Annotated in this window: 16 protein-coding genes; all 16 read left to right on the top strand. The window is 65.9% G+C overall.

What is annotated here, in order from left to right; translation table 11 throughout:
• Positions 1–44: 44 nt before the first annotated feature.
• The 16 genes from ASG72_RS20045 to cysG all read left to right on the top strand — a co-directional run bounded on the left by ASG72_RS20045 (position 45) and on the right by cysG (position 16,419).
• The gene (locus ASG72_RS20045; RefSeq protein WP_056716469.1) at positions 45–1,163 is read left to right on the top strand and encodes an MBL fold metallo-hydrolase; all 1,119 of its coding nucleotides are present in this window, start codon (positions 45–47) and stop codon (positions 1,161–1,163) included.
• A gap of 1 nt (position 1,164) precedes the next feature.
• On the top strand, positions 1,165–1,815 hold the full coding sequence (locus ASG72_RS20040) for an SCO family protein (RefSeq protein ID WP_156396067.1): 651 nt from the start codon (positions 1,165–1,167) through the stop codon (positions 1,813–1,815).
• A gap of 242 nt (positions 1,816–2,057) precedes the next feature.
• Complete coding sequence (locus tag ASG72_RS20035) at positions 2,058–2,990, top strand: sulfurtransferase (protein ID WP_056716467.1); 933 nt, start codon at positions 2,058–2,060, stop codon at positions 2,988–2,990.
• A gap of 253 nt (positions 2,991–3,243) precedes the next feature.
• On the top strand, positions 3,244–4,278 hold the full coding sequence (locus tag ASG72_RS20030) for a YeeE/YedE family protein (RefSeq protein ID WP_244488884.1): 1,035 nt from the start codon (positions 3,244–3,246) through the stop codon (positions 4,276–4,278).
• A gap of 310 nt (positions 4,279–4,588) precedes the next feature.
• Complete coding sequence (locus ASG72_RS20025; RefSeq protein WP_244488890.1) at positions 4,589–5,290, top strand: phosphoadenylyl-sulfate reductase; 702 nt, start codon at positions 4,589–4,591, stop codon at positions 5,288–5,290.
• Entirely contained in the window at positions 5,287–6,189 is a 903-nt protein-coding gene (gene cysD, locus ASG72_RS20020) for a sulfate adenylyltransferase subunit CysD (protein ID WP_056716461.1), read from the top strand. The genes ASG72_RS20025 and cysD overlap by 4 nt, the downstream gene beginning before the upstream one ends.
• On the top strand, positions 6,189–7,847 hold the full coding sequence (gene cysN, locus ASG72_RS20015) for a sulfate adenylyltransferase subunit CysN (protein ID WP_056716459.1): 1,659 nt from the start codon (positions 6,189–6,191) through the stop codon (positions 7,845–7,847). The genes cysD and cysN overlap by 1 nt, the downstream gene beginning before the upstream one ends.
• Before the next feature lie 204 nt (positions 7,848–8,051).
• The gene (locus ASG72_RS20010; RefSeq protein ID WP_056716641.1) at positions 8,052–9,089 is read left to right on the top strand and encodes a sulfate ABC transporter substrate-binding protein; all 1,038 of its coding nucleotides are present in this window, start codon (positions 8,052–8,054) and stop codon (positions 9,087–9,089) included.
• A gap of 3 nt (positions 9,090–9,092) precedes the next feature.
• Positions 9,093–9,947: a sulfate ABC transporter permease subunit CysT gene (gene cysT / locus ASG72_RS20005; RefSeq protein ID WP_056716456.1), complete on the top strand. Its 855-nt coding sequence runs from the start codon at positions 9,093–9,095 to the stop codon at positions 9,945–9,947.
• Positions 9,940–10,848, top strand: a complete 909-nt coding sequence (cysW, locus tag ASG72_RS20000; protein WP_056716453.1) for a sulfate ABC transporter permease subunit CysW — start codon at positions 9,940–9,942, stop codon at positions 10,846–10,848. The genes cysT and cysW overlap by 8 nt, the downstream gene beginning before the upstream one ends.
• Before the next feature lie 15 nt (positions 10,849–10,863).
• Positions 10,864–11,910 carry a sulfate/molybdate ABC transporter ATP-binding protein gene (locus tag ASG72_RS19995; RefSeq protein WP_056716452.1) on the top strand — a complete coding sequence of 349 codons (1,047 nt, stop codon included), beginning with the start codon at positions 10,864–10,866 and terminating at the stop codon, positions 11,908–11,910.
• A 228-nt stretch (positions 11,911–12,138) separates the two neighbouring features.
• Positions 12,139–12,495, top strand: coding sequence for a DUF2849 domain-containing protein (locus ASG72_RS20490; protein WP_082540512.1), 357 nt, complete (start codon positions 12,139–12,141; stop codon positions 12,493–12,495).
• A 4-nt stretch (positions 12,496–12,499) separates the two neighbouring features.
• A complete protein-coding gene (locus tag ASG72_RS19985; protein WP_056716446.1) occupies positions 12,500–14,170 on the top strand; it encodes a nitrite/sulfite reductase in 1,671 nt (556 codons plus the stop codon).
• Positions 14,157–14,672 (top strand): DUF934 domain-containing protein, encoded by a 516-nt coding sequence (locus ASG72_RS19980; protein ID WP_056716443.1) that lies wholly within the window; start codon positions 14,157–14,159, stop codon positions 14,670–14,672. Before ASG72_RS19985 ends, ASG72_RS19980 begins: the two co-directional genes overlap by 14 nt.
• A gap of 32 nt (positions 14,673–14,704) precedes the next feature.
• Positions 14,705–14,899, top strand: a complete 195-nt coding sequence (locus ASG72_RS19975; protein WP_156396066.1) for a hypothetical protein — start codon at positions 14,705–14,707, stop codon at positions 14,897–14,899.
• On the top strand, positions 14,896–16,419 hold the full coding sequence (cysG, locus tag ASG72_RS19970) for a siroheme synthase CysG (protein ID WP_082540511.1): 1,524 nt from the start codon (positions 14,896–14,898) through the stop codon (positions 16,417–16,419). Before ASG72_RS19975 ends, cysG begins: the two co-directional genes overlap by 4 nt.
• Positions 16,420–16,528: the final 109 nt, after the last annotated feature.

Here is a 16,528-nt window from a genome sequence, read left to right as displayed (position 1 = left end):
GCCGGGTTAGCATCGCTGCTTGTGACAGATGGGGACAATCGACTATGGCCGACGCAATCCAACGCCGCACTTTTCTGAAAGGCTCCGCCGCATTAGCCGCGAGTGCGACAGGCGTTTTCGCTTGCGTGGAGATCGCAAGTGCGGCGCCGATCACCGTCCCGACCATCGACCGGCTGTTGTTGCGTGTCCTGATCGACTCGGCTCATGACCAGTTCCTCAAGCCGACAACCGTCCAGGGAGTCCAGCACGTCCCGCCGGGTTCGGGCCGGGGTGCCGACTACCGGCAGGTGCTGCACAATCAGTGGGGTCTCTCGCTATTACTGGAAACGCAGCAGGGTACGGACGCGCGCACCATCCTACTCGACTTCGGCTACAGCCCCGACGCGCTGCTCAACAACATCGGGATCCTGAAGGTCGACCCCAGCAAGGTCGATGCGCTGATCGTCAGCCACGGCCACCATGACCATTATGGCGGGCTGAACGGCTTCCTCTCCAAATATCGTCAAACGCTCGCGCCGGACCTGAAACTCTACGCCGGAGGCGAAGACAATTTCTGCCATCGCGTCAGCCCCGCCGCCGTCCAGGGCCAGTTCACCGATTTCGGCCAACTCGATCGGCGTGACCTAGTGGCGCAGAAGGTCACGACCGTGCTCTGCGAAACGCCGACCATCGTCGCCGATCATGCGTTTACGACCGGACACATCAAGCGCCGCTCGGTCGAACGGATCCTGCCCAATACCTTCGTGGAACGTGGCATCAAGGACGGGCTGGGCTGCGACGCCAGCCACTACAGCCCGGCAGAGCTCGACGGCAAGCCGATCCCGGACGAGCACGTCCACGAGCACGCCACCTGCTTCAACATCCGCGGCAAGGGGCTCGTCGTCATCAGTTCCTGCGGCCATGTCGGCATCGTCAATTCGGTGCGGCAGGCGCAGGAGGTGTCGGGTGTCGAAAAGGTGCACGCCATCGTCGGCGGTTTCCATCTCGGGCCGGCCCCGAAAGACTATCTCCAGCAGATCGTCGCCGAGATCGGCAAGCTCAAGCCGGACGTCGTCATCCCGATGCATTGCAGCGGGCTGAATTTTGCTCTGGAAGCCCAGGCCCAACTGCCTGAGAACATCATCGTCCCCACCACCGGCAGCCGCCTTGTTTTCTCGGCCTGAGATGCGCACGCGCAGCCGCCCTTCACCGTCGGCCACACGCTGGCATCTGGCGCTCGCACTGGCCTTCGCGCTGCTGTTTGCCGTGGTCGGCTCCGGCCTGCTGCGGGCGCAGGAACCAGCGCGGAGATCGGCAGCAGAGCTGATGGACGTGCTGATGTGGAACCGCGAGCCGGTCGGCGGGCCATTCTCGCTGACCGATCATGGTGGAAAGCCGCGGACCGAGGAGGATTTCCGGGGAAAGTTCCTGCTGGTCTATTTTGGCTTCACCTACTGCCCGGACATCTGCCCCACCGATCTGGTCGAGATCGGCCGGGCGCTGGACCAGCTTGGCCCAGATGGGGAGATTATCCAGCCTCTCTTCATCACGCTCTATCCGGAGCGCGATACGCCGGCTCACCTTGCGGAGTATCTGTCGCTCTTCCATCCGCGGCTGATCGGACTCACCGGCAGCGGCGCAGCGATCGGACAGGCCGCGGAAGCCTACAAGGTCTATTATCGAAAGGTCGAGACCGGTCCTGACACGTACACGGTAGACCACAGCGCCTATGTCTATCTGCTCGACACACGGGGGCGATATCTCGGCTTCTTCCCGCCCAATACACCGGCGGAACGGATGGTGACCATCATCCGCTCGCATCTGCCCGCCCATTGAGCCGGCACGGCGCGGAGGCCCTACCCGATTGTGTCACATGCGGCCGAGCAGGATAGCCGCCGGTGCCCCAAAAGAAAACTTGTCCCTCCAGTCTCAACGCGACGGGACAATCTTTCACCGACCGCGCCAACAAAAAAAACTCATACGGCTTTCTTCTTTGGCATAATCCGCAAATCATCGCCCTCCCTTTACGCCCGTTCGAGCTAATTCTTTGCACGCTCGACAACATGGAGCCCGATGCAATGTCAGCCCTCGCTCGTCTTCGCGAAACTCTTGTGGCGGTCGCGACCACCGTCTTCGCCACGACCGCCTTCGCCCAGTCGGATGCGCTGGTGACCACCGACTGGCTCGAGAAGAACCTCGACAACCCCAAGGTCCGCATCGTCGAGGTCAGCGTCGAACCCGGCCTGTTCGAGCGCGGCCATATCCCCGGCGCACAGAACATCGTCTGGCATACCGACCTCGTCGACACGGTCGAGCGCGACATCGCCAAGCCGGAGAAGTTCCAGGCGCTGGCCCGCAAGCTGGGTGTCGACAAGGACGTCACCGTTGTCCTCTACGGCGACAGCAACAACTGGTTCGCCGCCTGGGGCGCGTGGGTGTTCGACATCTACGGCCTGCGCGACAACGTGAAGCTGCTCGATGGCGGCCGCAAGAAGTGGGAGCTGGAGAAGCGCCCGGTCTCGACCAGCCCGATCGCGCCTAAAGCCTCGGCCTTCACGGTCGCCGAGCCCAACCGCAAGCTGCGCGCCCGCCTGCTCGACGTGGTGAGCGTCGTCGAGAAGAAGACCGACGCTCGCATCCTCGACATCCGTTCGCCCGACGAGTTCTCCGGCAAGATCATCGCGCCGGCCGGCTTCCAGGAGCTCGCTCTGCGCGCCGGCCACATCCCCGGCTCGGTCAACGTCCCGTGGGCCCGCGCGGTCAACCAGGCCGACGGCACGCTCAAGTCGCCCCAGGAGCTCAAGAAGCTCTATGCCGAGGTCGGCATCGACGGGTCGAAGCCGGTCATCACCACCTGCCGCATCGGCGAGCGCTCGAGCCACACCTGGTTCATCCTGTCGCGCGTGCTGGGCTACCAGGTCGCCAACTATGACGGCTCCTGGACCGAATACGGCAACGTGGTCGGCCTGCCGATCAACAACCCGGCCGGCACGGTCTGGGGCGGCAAGTAAGTCGACCCCTGACAGGATCATGAGCATTTCCGACGACACTGGCGCGCTCGACTATCATCGGGCGCGCGAGGCAGCCGCCGCATCGGCTTCATCCGACGCGGGGGCTGCGTCTTCTCCGCTGCCGCTCTTGCGCATTGTCCTGGCCGTGGCTGTGGCGCTCGGACTTGCCGCCGCCATCCATCTTGTCGGCGTCCAAGGCGGGCCCGCGACACAGCTCCAGCTTTCGCTGATCCTCGGTGCGGCCTTCGGATGTGTGCTTCAGCGCTCGCGCTTCTGCTTCTTCTGCATCTGGCGAGACTGGCTGGACCGGCGCGACCCGCGCGGTCTGCTCGGCATCCTAACAGCCCTCGCCGTCGGCATCGCGGGCTACACGCTCGTCTTCGGCGCCTGGCTTCCCGACCCAAGCGGCACGCGCCTTCCGCCGACCGCCCATATCGGCCCGGTGAGCGTTGCGCTCGTTCTGGCCGGTCTCGCCTTCGGCGCCGGCATGGCAATCTCCGGCTCTTGCATCAGCGCCCATCTCTACCGGCTCGGCGAGGGGTCATCGACCTCGCCTTTCGCCCTGATCGGCGCTGTGGGAGGCTTCATCCTCGGCTTCCTCAGCTGGAACGACCTCTATCTCTCGACGATCGCCGGCTCGCCCGTGCTCTGGCTGCCGCGCCAGCTCGGTTATGGCGGGAGCCTGCTGGCGAGCCTCGCCATCCTCGCCGGACTGGCCTGGCTGCTGCTCAGGACGGGGCGGATGCCGCCCGCCTCCCCGGCCGTGACGCAGGATCCCTTCGTCGATGTCTTCATCCGGCGCTGGCCAGCCTGGATCGGTGGGCTCTTCGTCGGGCTGATCGGGGTGGCCGCCTATCTGAGGCTGTCGCCGCTCGGCGTCACGGCCGAGATCGGTTCGCGCTCGCGGCAGTTGGCCGTTGGTCTCGACTGGCTGCCCTTGCGGCTGGAAGGGCTCGACAGCTTCCGGGGCTGCGCCACCGTGATCCGCGACGCTCTGTTGACCCCGAATGGCCTGTTCATCGCCGGCATCGTCACCGCCGCCTTCGCAGCTGCGCTCGGCGCCGGCGAGTTCAAGCCGAAGCGTCCGACGGGTGGGCAGGTGCTGCGTGGCCTTACAGGTGGTGTGCTGCTGGGCTGGGGTACGGTGATCGGGCTCGGCTGCACGGTCGGTACGCTGCTGTCGGGCATCTCCGCGGGCGCGGTCTCGGGCTGGGTCTTCGCGGCCGCGCTGCTCGCCGGCACGACGGTGACACTCAGGCTCGGCCGGAGGCTCGGCTGGCTCGCCTGAGGCGGATCGACCGGGATGGCCTGCCCGTGACTTGTCTTGGAGAGAGTTGTTCCCCAAAGCCAGCCAAGTTCGAAAGGCGGCTTCATTGACCCGCAGGCGGGGATTCGGGATAACAAGAACCACCGTTTAGGGCCAAAACCGCCCGATTTTTCCAGTAAAACGGCGCGCCGACGCGCCGATATCACCGCCTCCCGAATCCCCCGCCAGTTCAGGGCGCCGGTCAGACCGGCGGATCAGTCGCATGGCCCAGTCGGCCCCCTCGTCTCACCCAGCCCCCGGCGCTGCGCCCGGGAACGGGGCGCCGCGCGTCCTGTCCCGTCTGGCGAGGGCCCGGGCCGAAATCTCCGGGCGGCTGGTCTTCACGACCAGCTTCGGTCTCGAGGATCAGTTGCTCACGCATCTCATCATCGAAGCGGGCTTGGGGCGGGAGATCGCCTTCGCCACGCTGGAGACGGGGCGCCTCTTCCCGGAGGTCCACAATCTCTGGGCCGAGACCGAGCGGCACTACGGGATCGCCATCCGGGCCTTCCTGCCGGATGCGCAAGCGATCGAGGAACTGGTCGCCGAGCAGGGCATCAACGGCTTCCGCGCTTCGCCCGAGGGGCGCAAGCGCTGCTGCCAACTGCGCAAGCTCGTGCCGCTCGATCGGGCGCTGGCTGGCGCTTCGGGCTGGATCACTGGGCTGCGCGCCGACCAGTCGAATGCTCGCGCCGCAGTCGCGCTGTTCGAACCCGACCCCGATCGCGGCCTGACCAAGATCAACCCGCTGCACGATGTCAGCCGTAAGGAGGCGCTGGCAGCAGCGCAGGCACTCGGCGTGCCGCTGAACCCGCTCCATGCCCGCGGCTTCGTCTCGATCGGCTGCGCGCCCTGCACGCGGGCGATCGCGCCCGGCGAGCCGGAGCGCGCCGGACGCTGGTGGTGGGAGCAGGACGCGGCGAAGGAATGCGGGCTGCATGTCGGCGCCGATGGCCGCCTCGTCCGCGCGTCACAGCCGGAGCTGCGGCCGTGATCGCTCTCAGCCATCTCCAGAAGCTCGAGGCCGAGGCCATCTTCATTCTGCGGGAGGTCGTCGCGACCTGCGCGAACCCGGTGCTGCTCTATTCGATCGGTAAGGACTCCGCCGTTCTCCTGCATCTCGCGATGAAGGCGTTCAGCCCCGGCAAACCGCCCTTCCCCCTGCTCCATGTCGATACGACCTGGAAATTCCGGGAGATGATCGCCCTCCGCGACGAGACCGCGGCTTGGCTCGGGCTCGATCTCATCGTCCATATCAACCACGATGGCGTGAAGGCCGGCATCAACCCGATCGCGTCGGGTTCGCGCATCCATACCGATGTGATGAAGACGCAAGGGTTGAAGCAGGCGCTCGACGCGCATGGCTTCGACGCGGCCTTTGGGGGCGCGCGTCGGGACGAGGAAAAGACGCGCGCGAAGGAGCGCGTGTTCTCGCTGCGCAGCGCAGACCATCGCTGGGATCCGAAAAACCAGCGGCCCGAGCCCTGGTCGCTCTTCAACACCGCCAAGAAGGCGGGCGAGAGTTTTCGCGTGTTCCCGCTGTCCAATTGGACGGAGGCCGACGTCTGGGACTACATCGCGCTCGAACGCATCCCGGTCGTACCTCTCTATTTCGCCGCACCACGCCCGGTCGTGCGCCGCGGCGACGCCTGGATCATGCGCGACGATGACCGGTTGCCGCTGCAGCCGGGCGAGGTCGTCGAGACCCGGATGGTGCGATTCCGCACGCTCGGTTGCTATCCGCTGACGGGTGCGATCGAGAGCGACGCCACCACCTTGACCGACATCATCGCAGAGATGCGCGCATCGCAGAGTTCCGAGCGACAGGGGCGCGTCATCGACCATGACGGTTCCGGCTCGATGGAGCAGAAGAAGCAGGAAGGCTATTTCTGATGAGTGTCGCCAGTGCCCGGCAGCGCGCCACGACCGTGCCCGTGCTGGGAGACGGCCCGGCCAATGACGACGGTCCTCGGACGCGCTCCCTGCTGCGCTTCATCACCTGCGGCTCCGTCGACGACGGCAAGTCGACGCTCATTGGCCGCATTCTCTACGAGACGGGCGCTGTTTTTGAGGACCAGCTCGGTACGCTCAAGCGGGATTCGCGAAAGTTCGGCACGCAGGGCGACAAGATCGATTTCGCTCTGCTGGTCGACGGGCTGACGGCCGAGCGCGAGCAGGGCATCACCATCGACGTCGCCTATCGCTATTTCTCGACACCCCAACGCGCCTTCATCGTCGCCGATACGCCAGGCCATGAGCAGTACACCCGCAACATGGCGACCGGTGCTTCGACCGCCGACCTAGCCGTCATCCTGGTCGATGCGCGGCTGGGCTTGCTGAAGCAGACACTGCGACACTCCTTTATCGTCTCGCTGGTCGGCGTCCGCCATGTCGTGGTCGCCATCAACAAGATGGATCTGGTCGGCTATGACGAAGCCGTCTTCGAGCGGATCTGCGCCGATTACCGGGCTGCGACGGCCGCTCTCGGCTTTGCGCAGATCACGTTCATCCCCGTGTCGGCACGCGATGGCGACAACGTCACGACGCGCTCTGCCGCGATGCGCTGGTACCGGGGAGAGCCTTTGCTGGCTCACCTCGAAACCGTGTCATGGGAGAACCCTGAGCAAGATCATCAGGGTGCGGTCCTGCCGGTACAATGGGTCAACCGGCCTGATTCCGGCTTCCGCGGCTATAGCGGCAATCTGGCGCAAGGGCAGCTGAAGCCGGGCGATGCCGTCGCCATCCTGCCGTCGGGTCGGACGAGCCATATCGCGCGCATCCTTGCCCCCGCCGGGGAGGTGGGGAACGCCTCGGCAGGTCAGGCCCTGACCGTGACGCTGACGAACGAGATCGACATTTCACGCGGCGACGTCATCGTCGATGCGGCGCGGCGTCCGCCGGTGCAGCAAAGCCTCGAAGCCCGGCTGCTCTGGACCAGCGAGGTTCCCCTTGCTCAAGGCCAGCGCTACGCGCTGAAGCTTGCCAGCGCTCATGCCCATGCGACCGTTTCGACACTGCACTTCAGCATCGACGTGGCATCGCTGGCACCGGTGTCGGCAGCGACGCTGGCCATGAACGATATCGGGAAGGTCACGATCGCTCTCGACCGGCCGATCGCCGTTCTCCCGTTCGCAGCCAGCACGCAGCTCGGCGGATTCATCCTAGTCGACATGATCAGCCACGAGACGGTGGCGTTCGGCTTTGTCGAGGCTGCCACGGCAGCCCCGTCGGCCGTGGCCAGCCCTGGGCGCACCGGACGCCTCGCCGCCTTCCGATCTGCACTGCAGCACTTTGTTGGACCCGCCGGTTCGCTGGCGCGGACGAAGACCGCGGGCACCATTGCAGGCCACGGGATCACAGGCGCTGTACTGGGCGTGTGCGTCTATGGCGCAACGGAGAGCCTCGGCACGGCCCTGCTTGTCGCAGCCGTCGACTGGGTGTTCCGACCGCTCATCCTATCCGCCGCATCGATCCTGGCGCAGCGGATCTGGCTTCGCCGCGACCACCGGAACCGGCTCGCTTCGGAAAATGTTCTCGGAGACGGCATCTGATAGTCTCGCGGCCGTGACCGAAGGACGAGAAGATCGCTATCCTGAAACCACCGTGCGGCGCAGGAGGCCGTTCTCTCCGGCGGGCCAAGTTTGAAACACAGTGCTGCCGCAAATGCTTGTAGGCTGCCTCGTCAAAGCATACGCTTCGTTCTGTAAAAAGAACAACGGCCCGCTGGCCGGTTGTTCTCAACGACGGAGAGCAAGATGCCCCGCCCCTTGATTCATCGTTTGGTTCATGCCGGCCTCGTCCTGGGGGCGTTCTCGCTGTGCTTCGGCATCGTTGCCGGCGCGCGTGCCCAGACCGAGCTGTTGAACGTCTCATACGACCCGACCCGGGAGCTCTATCGCGAGATCAACGCCGCTTTCATCGCGGAGTGGAACGCCAAGAACGCGAAGAAGATCACGACGATCCGCCAGTCCCATGGCGGTTCCGGCGCACAGGCGCGCACCGTCATCGACGGGCTCAACGCCGATGTGCTGACGCTGGCGCTGGCGGGCGACGTCGACGCCGTCGCACAGCGTTCGAAGAAGCTGCCCGAGAACTGGCAGTCGCGCCTGCCGCAGAACTCCTCGCCCTACACCTCGACGATCGTGTTCCTGGTGCGCAAGGGCAATCCGAAGGCGATCAAGGACTGGGGCGATCTGGTCAAGCCCGGCGTTCAGATCATCACGCCCAACCCCAAGACGTCCGGCGGCGCCCGCTGGAACTACCTTGCCGCCTGGGCCTATGCCGAGAAGGCGTTCAACAAGGACGACGCCAAGGTCCGCGACTATGTCGCCAAGCTGCTCGCCAACGTCCCGGTGCTCGACACCGGCGCGCGCGGCGCCACCACGACCTTCACCCAGCGCGGCATTGGCGACGTCTTCCTGTCCTGGGAGAACGAGGCGTTCCTCGCCCTGAAGGAGTTCGGCCCCGACAAGTTCGACATCGTCGTTCCGAGCCTGTCGATCCTCGCCGAGCCGCCGGTCGCCATCGTGGACGCCAATGTCGACGCCAAGGGCACGCGGGCCGAAGCTCAGGCCTATCTTGACTTCCTCTACACGCCGAAGGGCCAGGCGATCATCGCCAAGCACTTCTACCGTCCGCGCAATCCTGAAGCCGCTGACCCCAAGGACATCGCCAATTTCCCGAAGGTCGACCTTGTCACCATCGACGCTGTCTTCGGTGGATGGGCCAAGGCGCAAGCGACCCATTTCGGTGACGGCGGCACCTTCGACCAGCTCTACAAGCCGGCGCGCTGAGTGATGGCCGGACGCGCCGCAGCCCCGTCGGCATGGCGCCGGCCGAGCGTCCTTCCGGGTCTCGGCCTGTCGCTCGGCATCACGCTCACGGCGCTGTCGCTGGTCGTCCTGATCCCGCTTGCGGCCTTATTCATCAAGGCCGCGAGCGCCGGCCCGGCCGAGATCTGGGCCATTGCGACCTCGCCACGCACGTTGGCGGCGCTGCGCCTGTCCTTCCTGGGCGCCCTCTTCGCGGCGTGCATCAACGCCGCCTTCGGCCTCATCCTGGCCTGGGTGCTGGTTCGCTATGACTTCCCTGGCCGCCGCCTGATCGATGCCGCCGTCGACCTGCCATTTGCCTTGCCCACCGCGGTCGCGGGCATCGCACTTGCGGCGATCTACGCCCCGAACGGGTGGGTCGGCGCCCTGCTCGCCCCCCTCGACATCAAGGTGGCCTATACGCCGCTCGGCGTGATGGTTGCCCTGATCTTCATCGGGTTGCCCTTCGTGGTGCGGATGGTGCAACCCGTGCTGGAGGAAGCCCAGGGCGACATCGAGGAGGCCGCCGCCCTGCTCGGCGCCAGCCGCCTGCGCACGATTTTCCAGGTCATCCTGCCGCCCGTGCTCCCGGCGCTGCTGACGGGTTTCGTCCTCGCCTTCGCCCGGGCCGTCGGCGAGTACGGCTCCGTCATCTTCATCGCCGGCAACATCCCCATGCTGTCGGAAATCGCGCCGCTGCTGATCGTGATCAAGCTGGAGCAGTTCGACTACGCCGGCGCCGCCGTCATCGCGACGCTGATGCTGCTGCTCTCATTCGCCCTCATCCTGCTGGTGAACCTGATCCAGGCGCGCGCGCGACGGAGGCTCGGCGATGTCTGACGCAACCCTGCCCCGCCATGACGCCGCCGCTGCTCCCGCGCCCGCCGCCAAGCCACAATCGGCACGCAGCGTCGTCGGCGAAAGCCCCATCATCCAGGCCGCGCTGATCACGGTCTCGCTCGCCTTTCTGCTGCTGTTCCTGCTGCTGCCTTTGATCACGGTCTTCGTGGAAGCGGGTGCCCGGGGGTGGTCCGGCTATCGCGAGGCCATCACCGAGCCCGATGCCGTCTCCGCGATCCGGCTGACGCTGCTGGTCGCGGCCATCGCGGTACCGTTCAACGTCGTCGTCGGCGTCGCCGCCGCCTGGGCCATCGCCAAGTTCGAGTTCCGCGGCAAGAACCTTTTGATCAGCCTGATCGACCTGCCCTTCTCGGTCTCACCGGTGATTTCCGGGCTCGTCTATGTGCTGCTCTTCGGTGCGCAGGGTTATCTCGGCCCGTTTCTCCGGGCCAACGGCATCGAGATCATCTTCGCGCTGCCAGGCCTCGTGCTCGCGACGATCTTCGTCACGTTCCCCTTCGTGGCGCGCGAACTGATCCCGCACATGCAGGCGATCGGCTCGACCGACGAGGAAGCGGCGCTGACGCTCGGCGCCTCACCCTGGCGCGTGTTCTTCTCGATCACGCTGCCGAATGTGAAGTGGAGCCTGTTCTATGGCGTTCTGCTCTGCAACGCCCGGGCGATGGGCGAGTTCGGCGCGGTGGCGGTGGTTTCGGGCAAGATCCGCGGTCTGACCAACACCATGCCGCTGCATGTCGAGATTCTCTACAACGAGTACATGAGCGCCGCCGCCTTCGCCGTCGCATCGCTGCTGGCGGGATTGGCGCTGGTGACGCTCGCCCTCAAAGCCCTTCTGGAATGGCGCTATGGCGATGCCATCGCCGCCTCGCGCCGTCATTGATCCGGGAAAACGCCTATGACCGTCGCCGTCACGATCGAGTCCATCGACAAACGCTTCCTGGCGTTTCAGGCGCTGCGCAATGTCTCGCTCGACATCCAACCCGGCGAACTCGTCGCGCTTCTCGGCCCGTCAGGCTCGGGCAAGACCACGCTGCTGCGCCTGATCGCCGGGCTGGAACAGGCCGATGCAGGGCGCGTCCTGTTCGGCGACACGGATACCCGCGATCTGTCGCTGCGCGACCGCCGCATCGGCTTCGTCTTCCAGCACTACGCCCTGTTCAAGACGATGACGGTCGCCGACAATATCGCCTTCGGCCTGCGTTCGCGCCCGCGTGCGGAGCGCCCCGACTCGGCCGAGATCAAGCGGCGCGTCCAGGCCCTGCTCGAACTCGTGCAACTCCCCGGACTGGAGCGGCGCTATCCGAGCCAGCTCTCGGGTGGGCAGCGCCAGCGTGTCGCCCTGGCCCGGGCGCTCGCCATCGAGCCGCAGGTGCTGTTGCTCGACGAGCCTTTTGGGGCGCTCGACGCCAGGATCCGCAAGGATTTGCGTGCCTGGCTGCGCGACCTGCATAGCCGCACCGGCCACACGACGGTGTTCGTGACCCATGACCAGGAGGAGGCGCTGGAACTCGCCGACCGGGTCGCCATCCTGCATGAAGGCAAGCTCGAACAGGTGGGGACGCCCGACGACGTCTACGACCATCCCGCCACGCCCTTCGTCTGCGAGTTTCTCGGCGAGGCCAACCGCCTGCCTGTCAGAATCGTCGGCAGCCAGGCCTTTCTGGACGACAGGCCCGTGCTGGGCGGATTGTCCCAGAACCAGAGCGGTGCGGCGGCGCTCTATGTTCGTCCGCATCATCTGAAGTTCGTCGACGACGGGCCCCTTTCGATCCCCGGCGTCGTCGAGGAGCTGCGGCGAACGGGGCCGCTTCGCCGCGCGGAAATTGCCGTCTCTGGCCTGACGAAGCGACTCGCGCTCGATCTCACCAGCCAGGTTGCGCCTGCGATCGGGGAGCGCGTGAGGGTCAAGATCACGCATGCGACCGCTTTCGCGACGGCTTGAGCAGGAGGCTCCGCGCGGCCTCATACGTTCAATCGAGAACGATTATACTCTTGGATGCGTTGAATTCGAAAAATCCAACCTGCGAACGTGAATTGATCCGACGCGCCCGTTCGCCTAGATTCTGTTCGTAATAACGAACGGAATAAAGATGCCTCATTCGACCGCTCTCGCCATTTTTCCGCTGCTGCGAACCGATGGTCTTTGGCTGCCCCGGCAGGAGAACGGCTGATGGCCGGCGCAGCCAAGCGCCCGCCTCTGCCCGCGATCCTGCTGGCCAATGACCTGCTCGATGGCGACGTCGTCTGCGCGGCTGCGGGCCTCGACGGCGCTCTTGCGTGGACGCGCGATCCGCGCCTCGCGCTGGTCGCACATGACGACGGAGAGGCAGTCCGGCTCGAGGCGTTCGCCGTCCAACAGCTCGCGACCCAGCAGGTAGTAGATGCCTACCTGGTCGACGTTGCATTTGGCGAAAGCGGCCCGGTGCCGCGCCATTTCCGTGAGCGCTTCAAGACACTCGGCCCCAGCAACCGCCCCGATCTGGGCAAGCAAGCCGGCGACGGTCTCGCCGAGCACCGGAAAGCGTGACGGCATGTACCGCTATGACGAGTTTGACGAGCGCTTCGTGCGCGACCGGGTGGCGCAGTTTCGCGACCAGATCGCGCGCCGCCTGGATGGATCCCTCACCGAGGATGAATTCAAGCCTCTGCGCCTGAAGAACGGCGTCTATCTGCAGCTCCACGCCTATATGCTGCGCATCGCCATTCCCTATGGCACGCTGTCCTCGCGGCAACTGCGCCAGCTTGCCCTGATCGGCGAGCGCTACGACCGCGGCTACGGCCATTTCACCACGCGCCAGAACCTGCAGTTCAACTGGCCAAAGCTGCGCGACGTGCCCGAAATCCTCGACCTCCTCGCGGATGTCGAGATGCACTGCATCCAGACCTCCGGAAACTGCATCCGCAACGTCACGGCCGACCATTTCGCCGGCGTCGCCCAGGACGAGATCGAGGATCCGCGGCCCGTCTGCGAGCTGATCCGGCAATGGTCGACCGCCCATCCCGAATTCAGCTACCTGCCGCGCAAGTTCAAGATCGCGGCAACGGGAGCCACCCATGACCGGGCGGTGATCAAGGCGCATGATATCGGCCTGCGGATCGTGCGACACGCGGAGAGCGGCGAGATCGGCTACGAGATCAGCGTCGGCGGCGGGCTGGGCCGGACGCCGATGATCGGCAAGGTCGTGCGCGACTTCCTGCCCAAGGGCGATCTGCTCGCCTATCTCGAAGCGATCATGCGGGTCTACAATCTCGAGGGCCGGCGCGACAACAAGTACAAGGCGCGGGTCAAGATCCTCGTCCACGAGATCGGAACGGACGAGTTCGGCCGTCGGGTCGAGGCCGAGTTCGCCTTGCTGGACGGGCCCTCGGTGAATGCGGACCCCGAGGAACTGGCCCGTATCGAGAGCTATTTCACGCCGCCCGCCTATGCGGCGCTGCCGCGGGACAGTCAGTCCCTGTCCGTCGCCAAGACCGCCAATCCCGATTTCGCGCGCTGGGTCGACACCAACATCACGGCTCATCGCGTTCCCGGCTACGCCGCCGTGACGATCTCGCTGAAACCGGTCGGGCTAGCGCCGGGCGATGCGACCTCGCAGCAGATGCACATCGTCGCCGATCTCGCCGAGCGCTACTCCTTCGACGAGCTGCGGGTGACCCATGCGCAGAACCTCGTCCTGCCGCATGTCCGCCAGGACGATCTCTTCGCGATCTGGCAGGCGCTAAGTCCTGCAGGCCTCGCCACCGCCAATCTCGGCCTGATCACCGACATCATCGCCTGCCCCGGCCTCGACTACTGCGCCCTGGCCACGGCACGCTCGATCCCGATCGCGCAGGCCATTCAGCAGCGCTTTGCCGATCAGCAGCGCCAGACTGAGATCGGCCAGCTCAACATCAAGATTTCCGGCTGCATCAACGCATGCGGCCATCACCATGTCGGCCATATCGGGATTCTCGGCCTGGAGAAGCGCGGGATCGAGTCCTACCAAATCACGCTCGGCGGAGACGCGACCGAGAACGCCGCGATCGGCGAGATCCTCGGACCGGGCCTCCCCGCCGAGGCCGTGCCGGATGCGATCGAAGCCATTGTCGGCGTGTTCGAGGGGCATCGCCTGACAGGAGAGTCCTTCATCGAAACCGTGAAGCGCGTCGGGCCCGAGCCGTTCAAGGCCGCGTTCAGGGAGTTGGCCGATGCTGCTGCTTGATCGAGGTGGTGCCAAGACCGACGCGTGGACACGCACGGATGACCTCGCCATTGGCGACCTGCCGCAGGTGCTGGTGCCCTGGGAGAACCTGCCTCCAGCCTTGGCCGCCAAGGCGCAGGCGCAGCGGATCGGCGCGCTCGTTCCTAATGCCCTGAGCGCCGACTCCATTTCGCCTCACCTGCCGCAGCTTGCCCTCATCGCCGTGATGTTCCCGTCCTTCTCCGACGGCCGGGGTTTCAGCCTGGCGAAGGCGATCCGTCGGGCGGGCTTCGGGGGCACGTTGCGCGCCTCGGGGCCGCTGATCCCCGACCAGTTCGACTATGCGCTGGCCTGCGGCTTCGACGAGATCGAACTGCCCGAGAGCAGCACCGCTCGACAGACCGTCGAACAGTGGCGGCAGGCCGTCGGCCGGCTGAGCCAGACCTACCAGCGCGGCTATCGGCGGGACGGCAACATTCTCGAAGGTCGCCGGCAGGCCAGGGCGGCCAGTACGCCGTCATGACGTCAACTGGCGATGACCTGGAGGCGCAGCTGATGGAACGCGCGGCCCATTGGACCGAGGACACGCCGCCCTGTGAGATCGCCGACAGCCTGCCTCCGCGCCGCCATGAGCGATGGATCGATCTCGGCTTCGGTTTGCTGGTTGCCATTATTCTGCTGGGATGGCTGGCCCTGCCCGCTCCCGATCGCCCCATCCCGTCCCCGGCCAGCCAGTCGATCGGGCGATGACGTCAAGACATCCTCAGGAATTGCCCGGCCGCCGAATCAAGGCGCTGGCGACACTGCCCCTCTTCCACAAGCTGAAGGGCCGCCATGTTGTACTGGCTGGCGCGAGCGAGGGCGCTGTGTGGAAGGCCGAGCTGTTGCTGGCGACCGGCGCGGACCTCCACGTCTATGCCGGCGATGGCGCTGACGAGTTCAACGGCCTCCTGGCCTCGCCCGCCGAAGGGAAGCTGACGGTCCATTCCCGCATCTGGAGCAGCGGCGATCTGTCGGCCGCCGCGCTGGCCATTGGGGACATCGAGGACAGGGCCGAGGCCGAGGGCTTCGTCGCGGCCGCACGCCAGGCAGGTTGCCCGGTCAACATCGTCGACAAGCCTGAGTTCTGCGATTTTTCCTTCGGCTCCCTGGTCAACCGCTCGCCCTTGATCGTTGCGATTTCGACAGACGGCGCCGCTCCGGTCCTTGGCCAGGCGATCCGCGCCAAGATCGAGGCATTGCTGCCGGCAGGCCTGAAGGCCTGGGCCCAGGCGGCCCGCGACTGGCGCCCGGCGGTTCAATCCCGCGCGCTGCCTTTCCCTCTCCGCCGCGCATTTTGGGAAAAGTTCGCCCGCCGGGCGCTCGAGGCTCCAGCTGCAGAGCCAAATGAGATCGAACGGAACACTCTCTTTTCCTCCCTGGACCACCTCCAGAGCACCCACGATGGCCGAGGCCGCGTAACCTTGGTCGGCGCTGGCCCAGGAGACCCTGAGCTCTTGACCCTGAAGGCGGTTAGCGCCCTCCAGAGCGCCGATGTGATCCTCTATGACGATCTCGTCGCCGGCGGCGTGCTCGAGCTGGCACGGCGCGAGGCGAAGCGCATGCTCGTCGGCAAGACGGGCCACGGGCCGTCCTGCCGACAGGACGATATCAACGACCTGATGGTCGCACTGGCTCTCCAGGGAAAGCGCGTCGTCCGGCTCAAGAGCGGCGACCCCGGCATTTTCGGGCGGGCTGGCGAGGAGATCGAAGCCTGCAATGCCGCTGGCATCGCCGTGACGCTCGTGCCCGGCATTTCCGCGGCCCAGGGCGCTGCTGCAAGCCTTGGTGTCTCTTTGACGCATCGCGATCATGCCCGCCGGCTTCAGTTCGTGACAGGCCATGGCCGCAATGGCCGGTTGCCTGACGACCTCGACTGGACGGCCTTGGCTGATCCGCATGCGACGACCGCGATCTACATGCCCCGGGCCACGCTGGCGATGTTCCGAGACCGTGTGCTGGCAGCAGGGCTCACCCCGCACACCCCGGCCATCGCGGTTCTCAGGGCAACCCGTCCCGACGAGACCCTGGTGACATCCACCATCGCGAAGCTGCCGGAGCGCCTGGCTGAGTTGCCCGACCGTGGTCCCATGCTGGTGCTGATGGGCTGGAGCCTGACCAGCGCCGCAGCTAAATCCGTTGAGCTGTCGATAACATCGGCCGCCCGCCCGGCGCCACTGCCTTTGCGGCGATATGCAACCGCGGAAAGACTTGGCACTGCGCCCATATGACAGTCGCTAGCCCGGCTGACGCTGGACGAGGTCGGGCAGAGACATGTCTTGTCTCTGCAGCAGCTAATCGGCTGGGGGCGTCTCTTGCGGCGAGCCTCGGAGACGTTGC

The organism is Allobosea sp. Leaf344 (genome assembly GCF_001426225.1).
In the GTDB taxonomy this organism is placed as follows: domain Bacteria; phylum Pseudomonadota; class Alphaproteobacteria; order Rhizobiales; family Beijerinckiaceae; genus Allobosea.
Note: the sequence above shows the minus strand (reverse complement) of the source record. Positions and strands in the feature narration are given on the sequence as shown.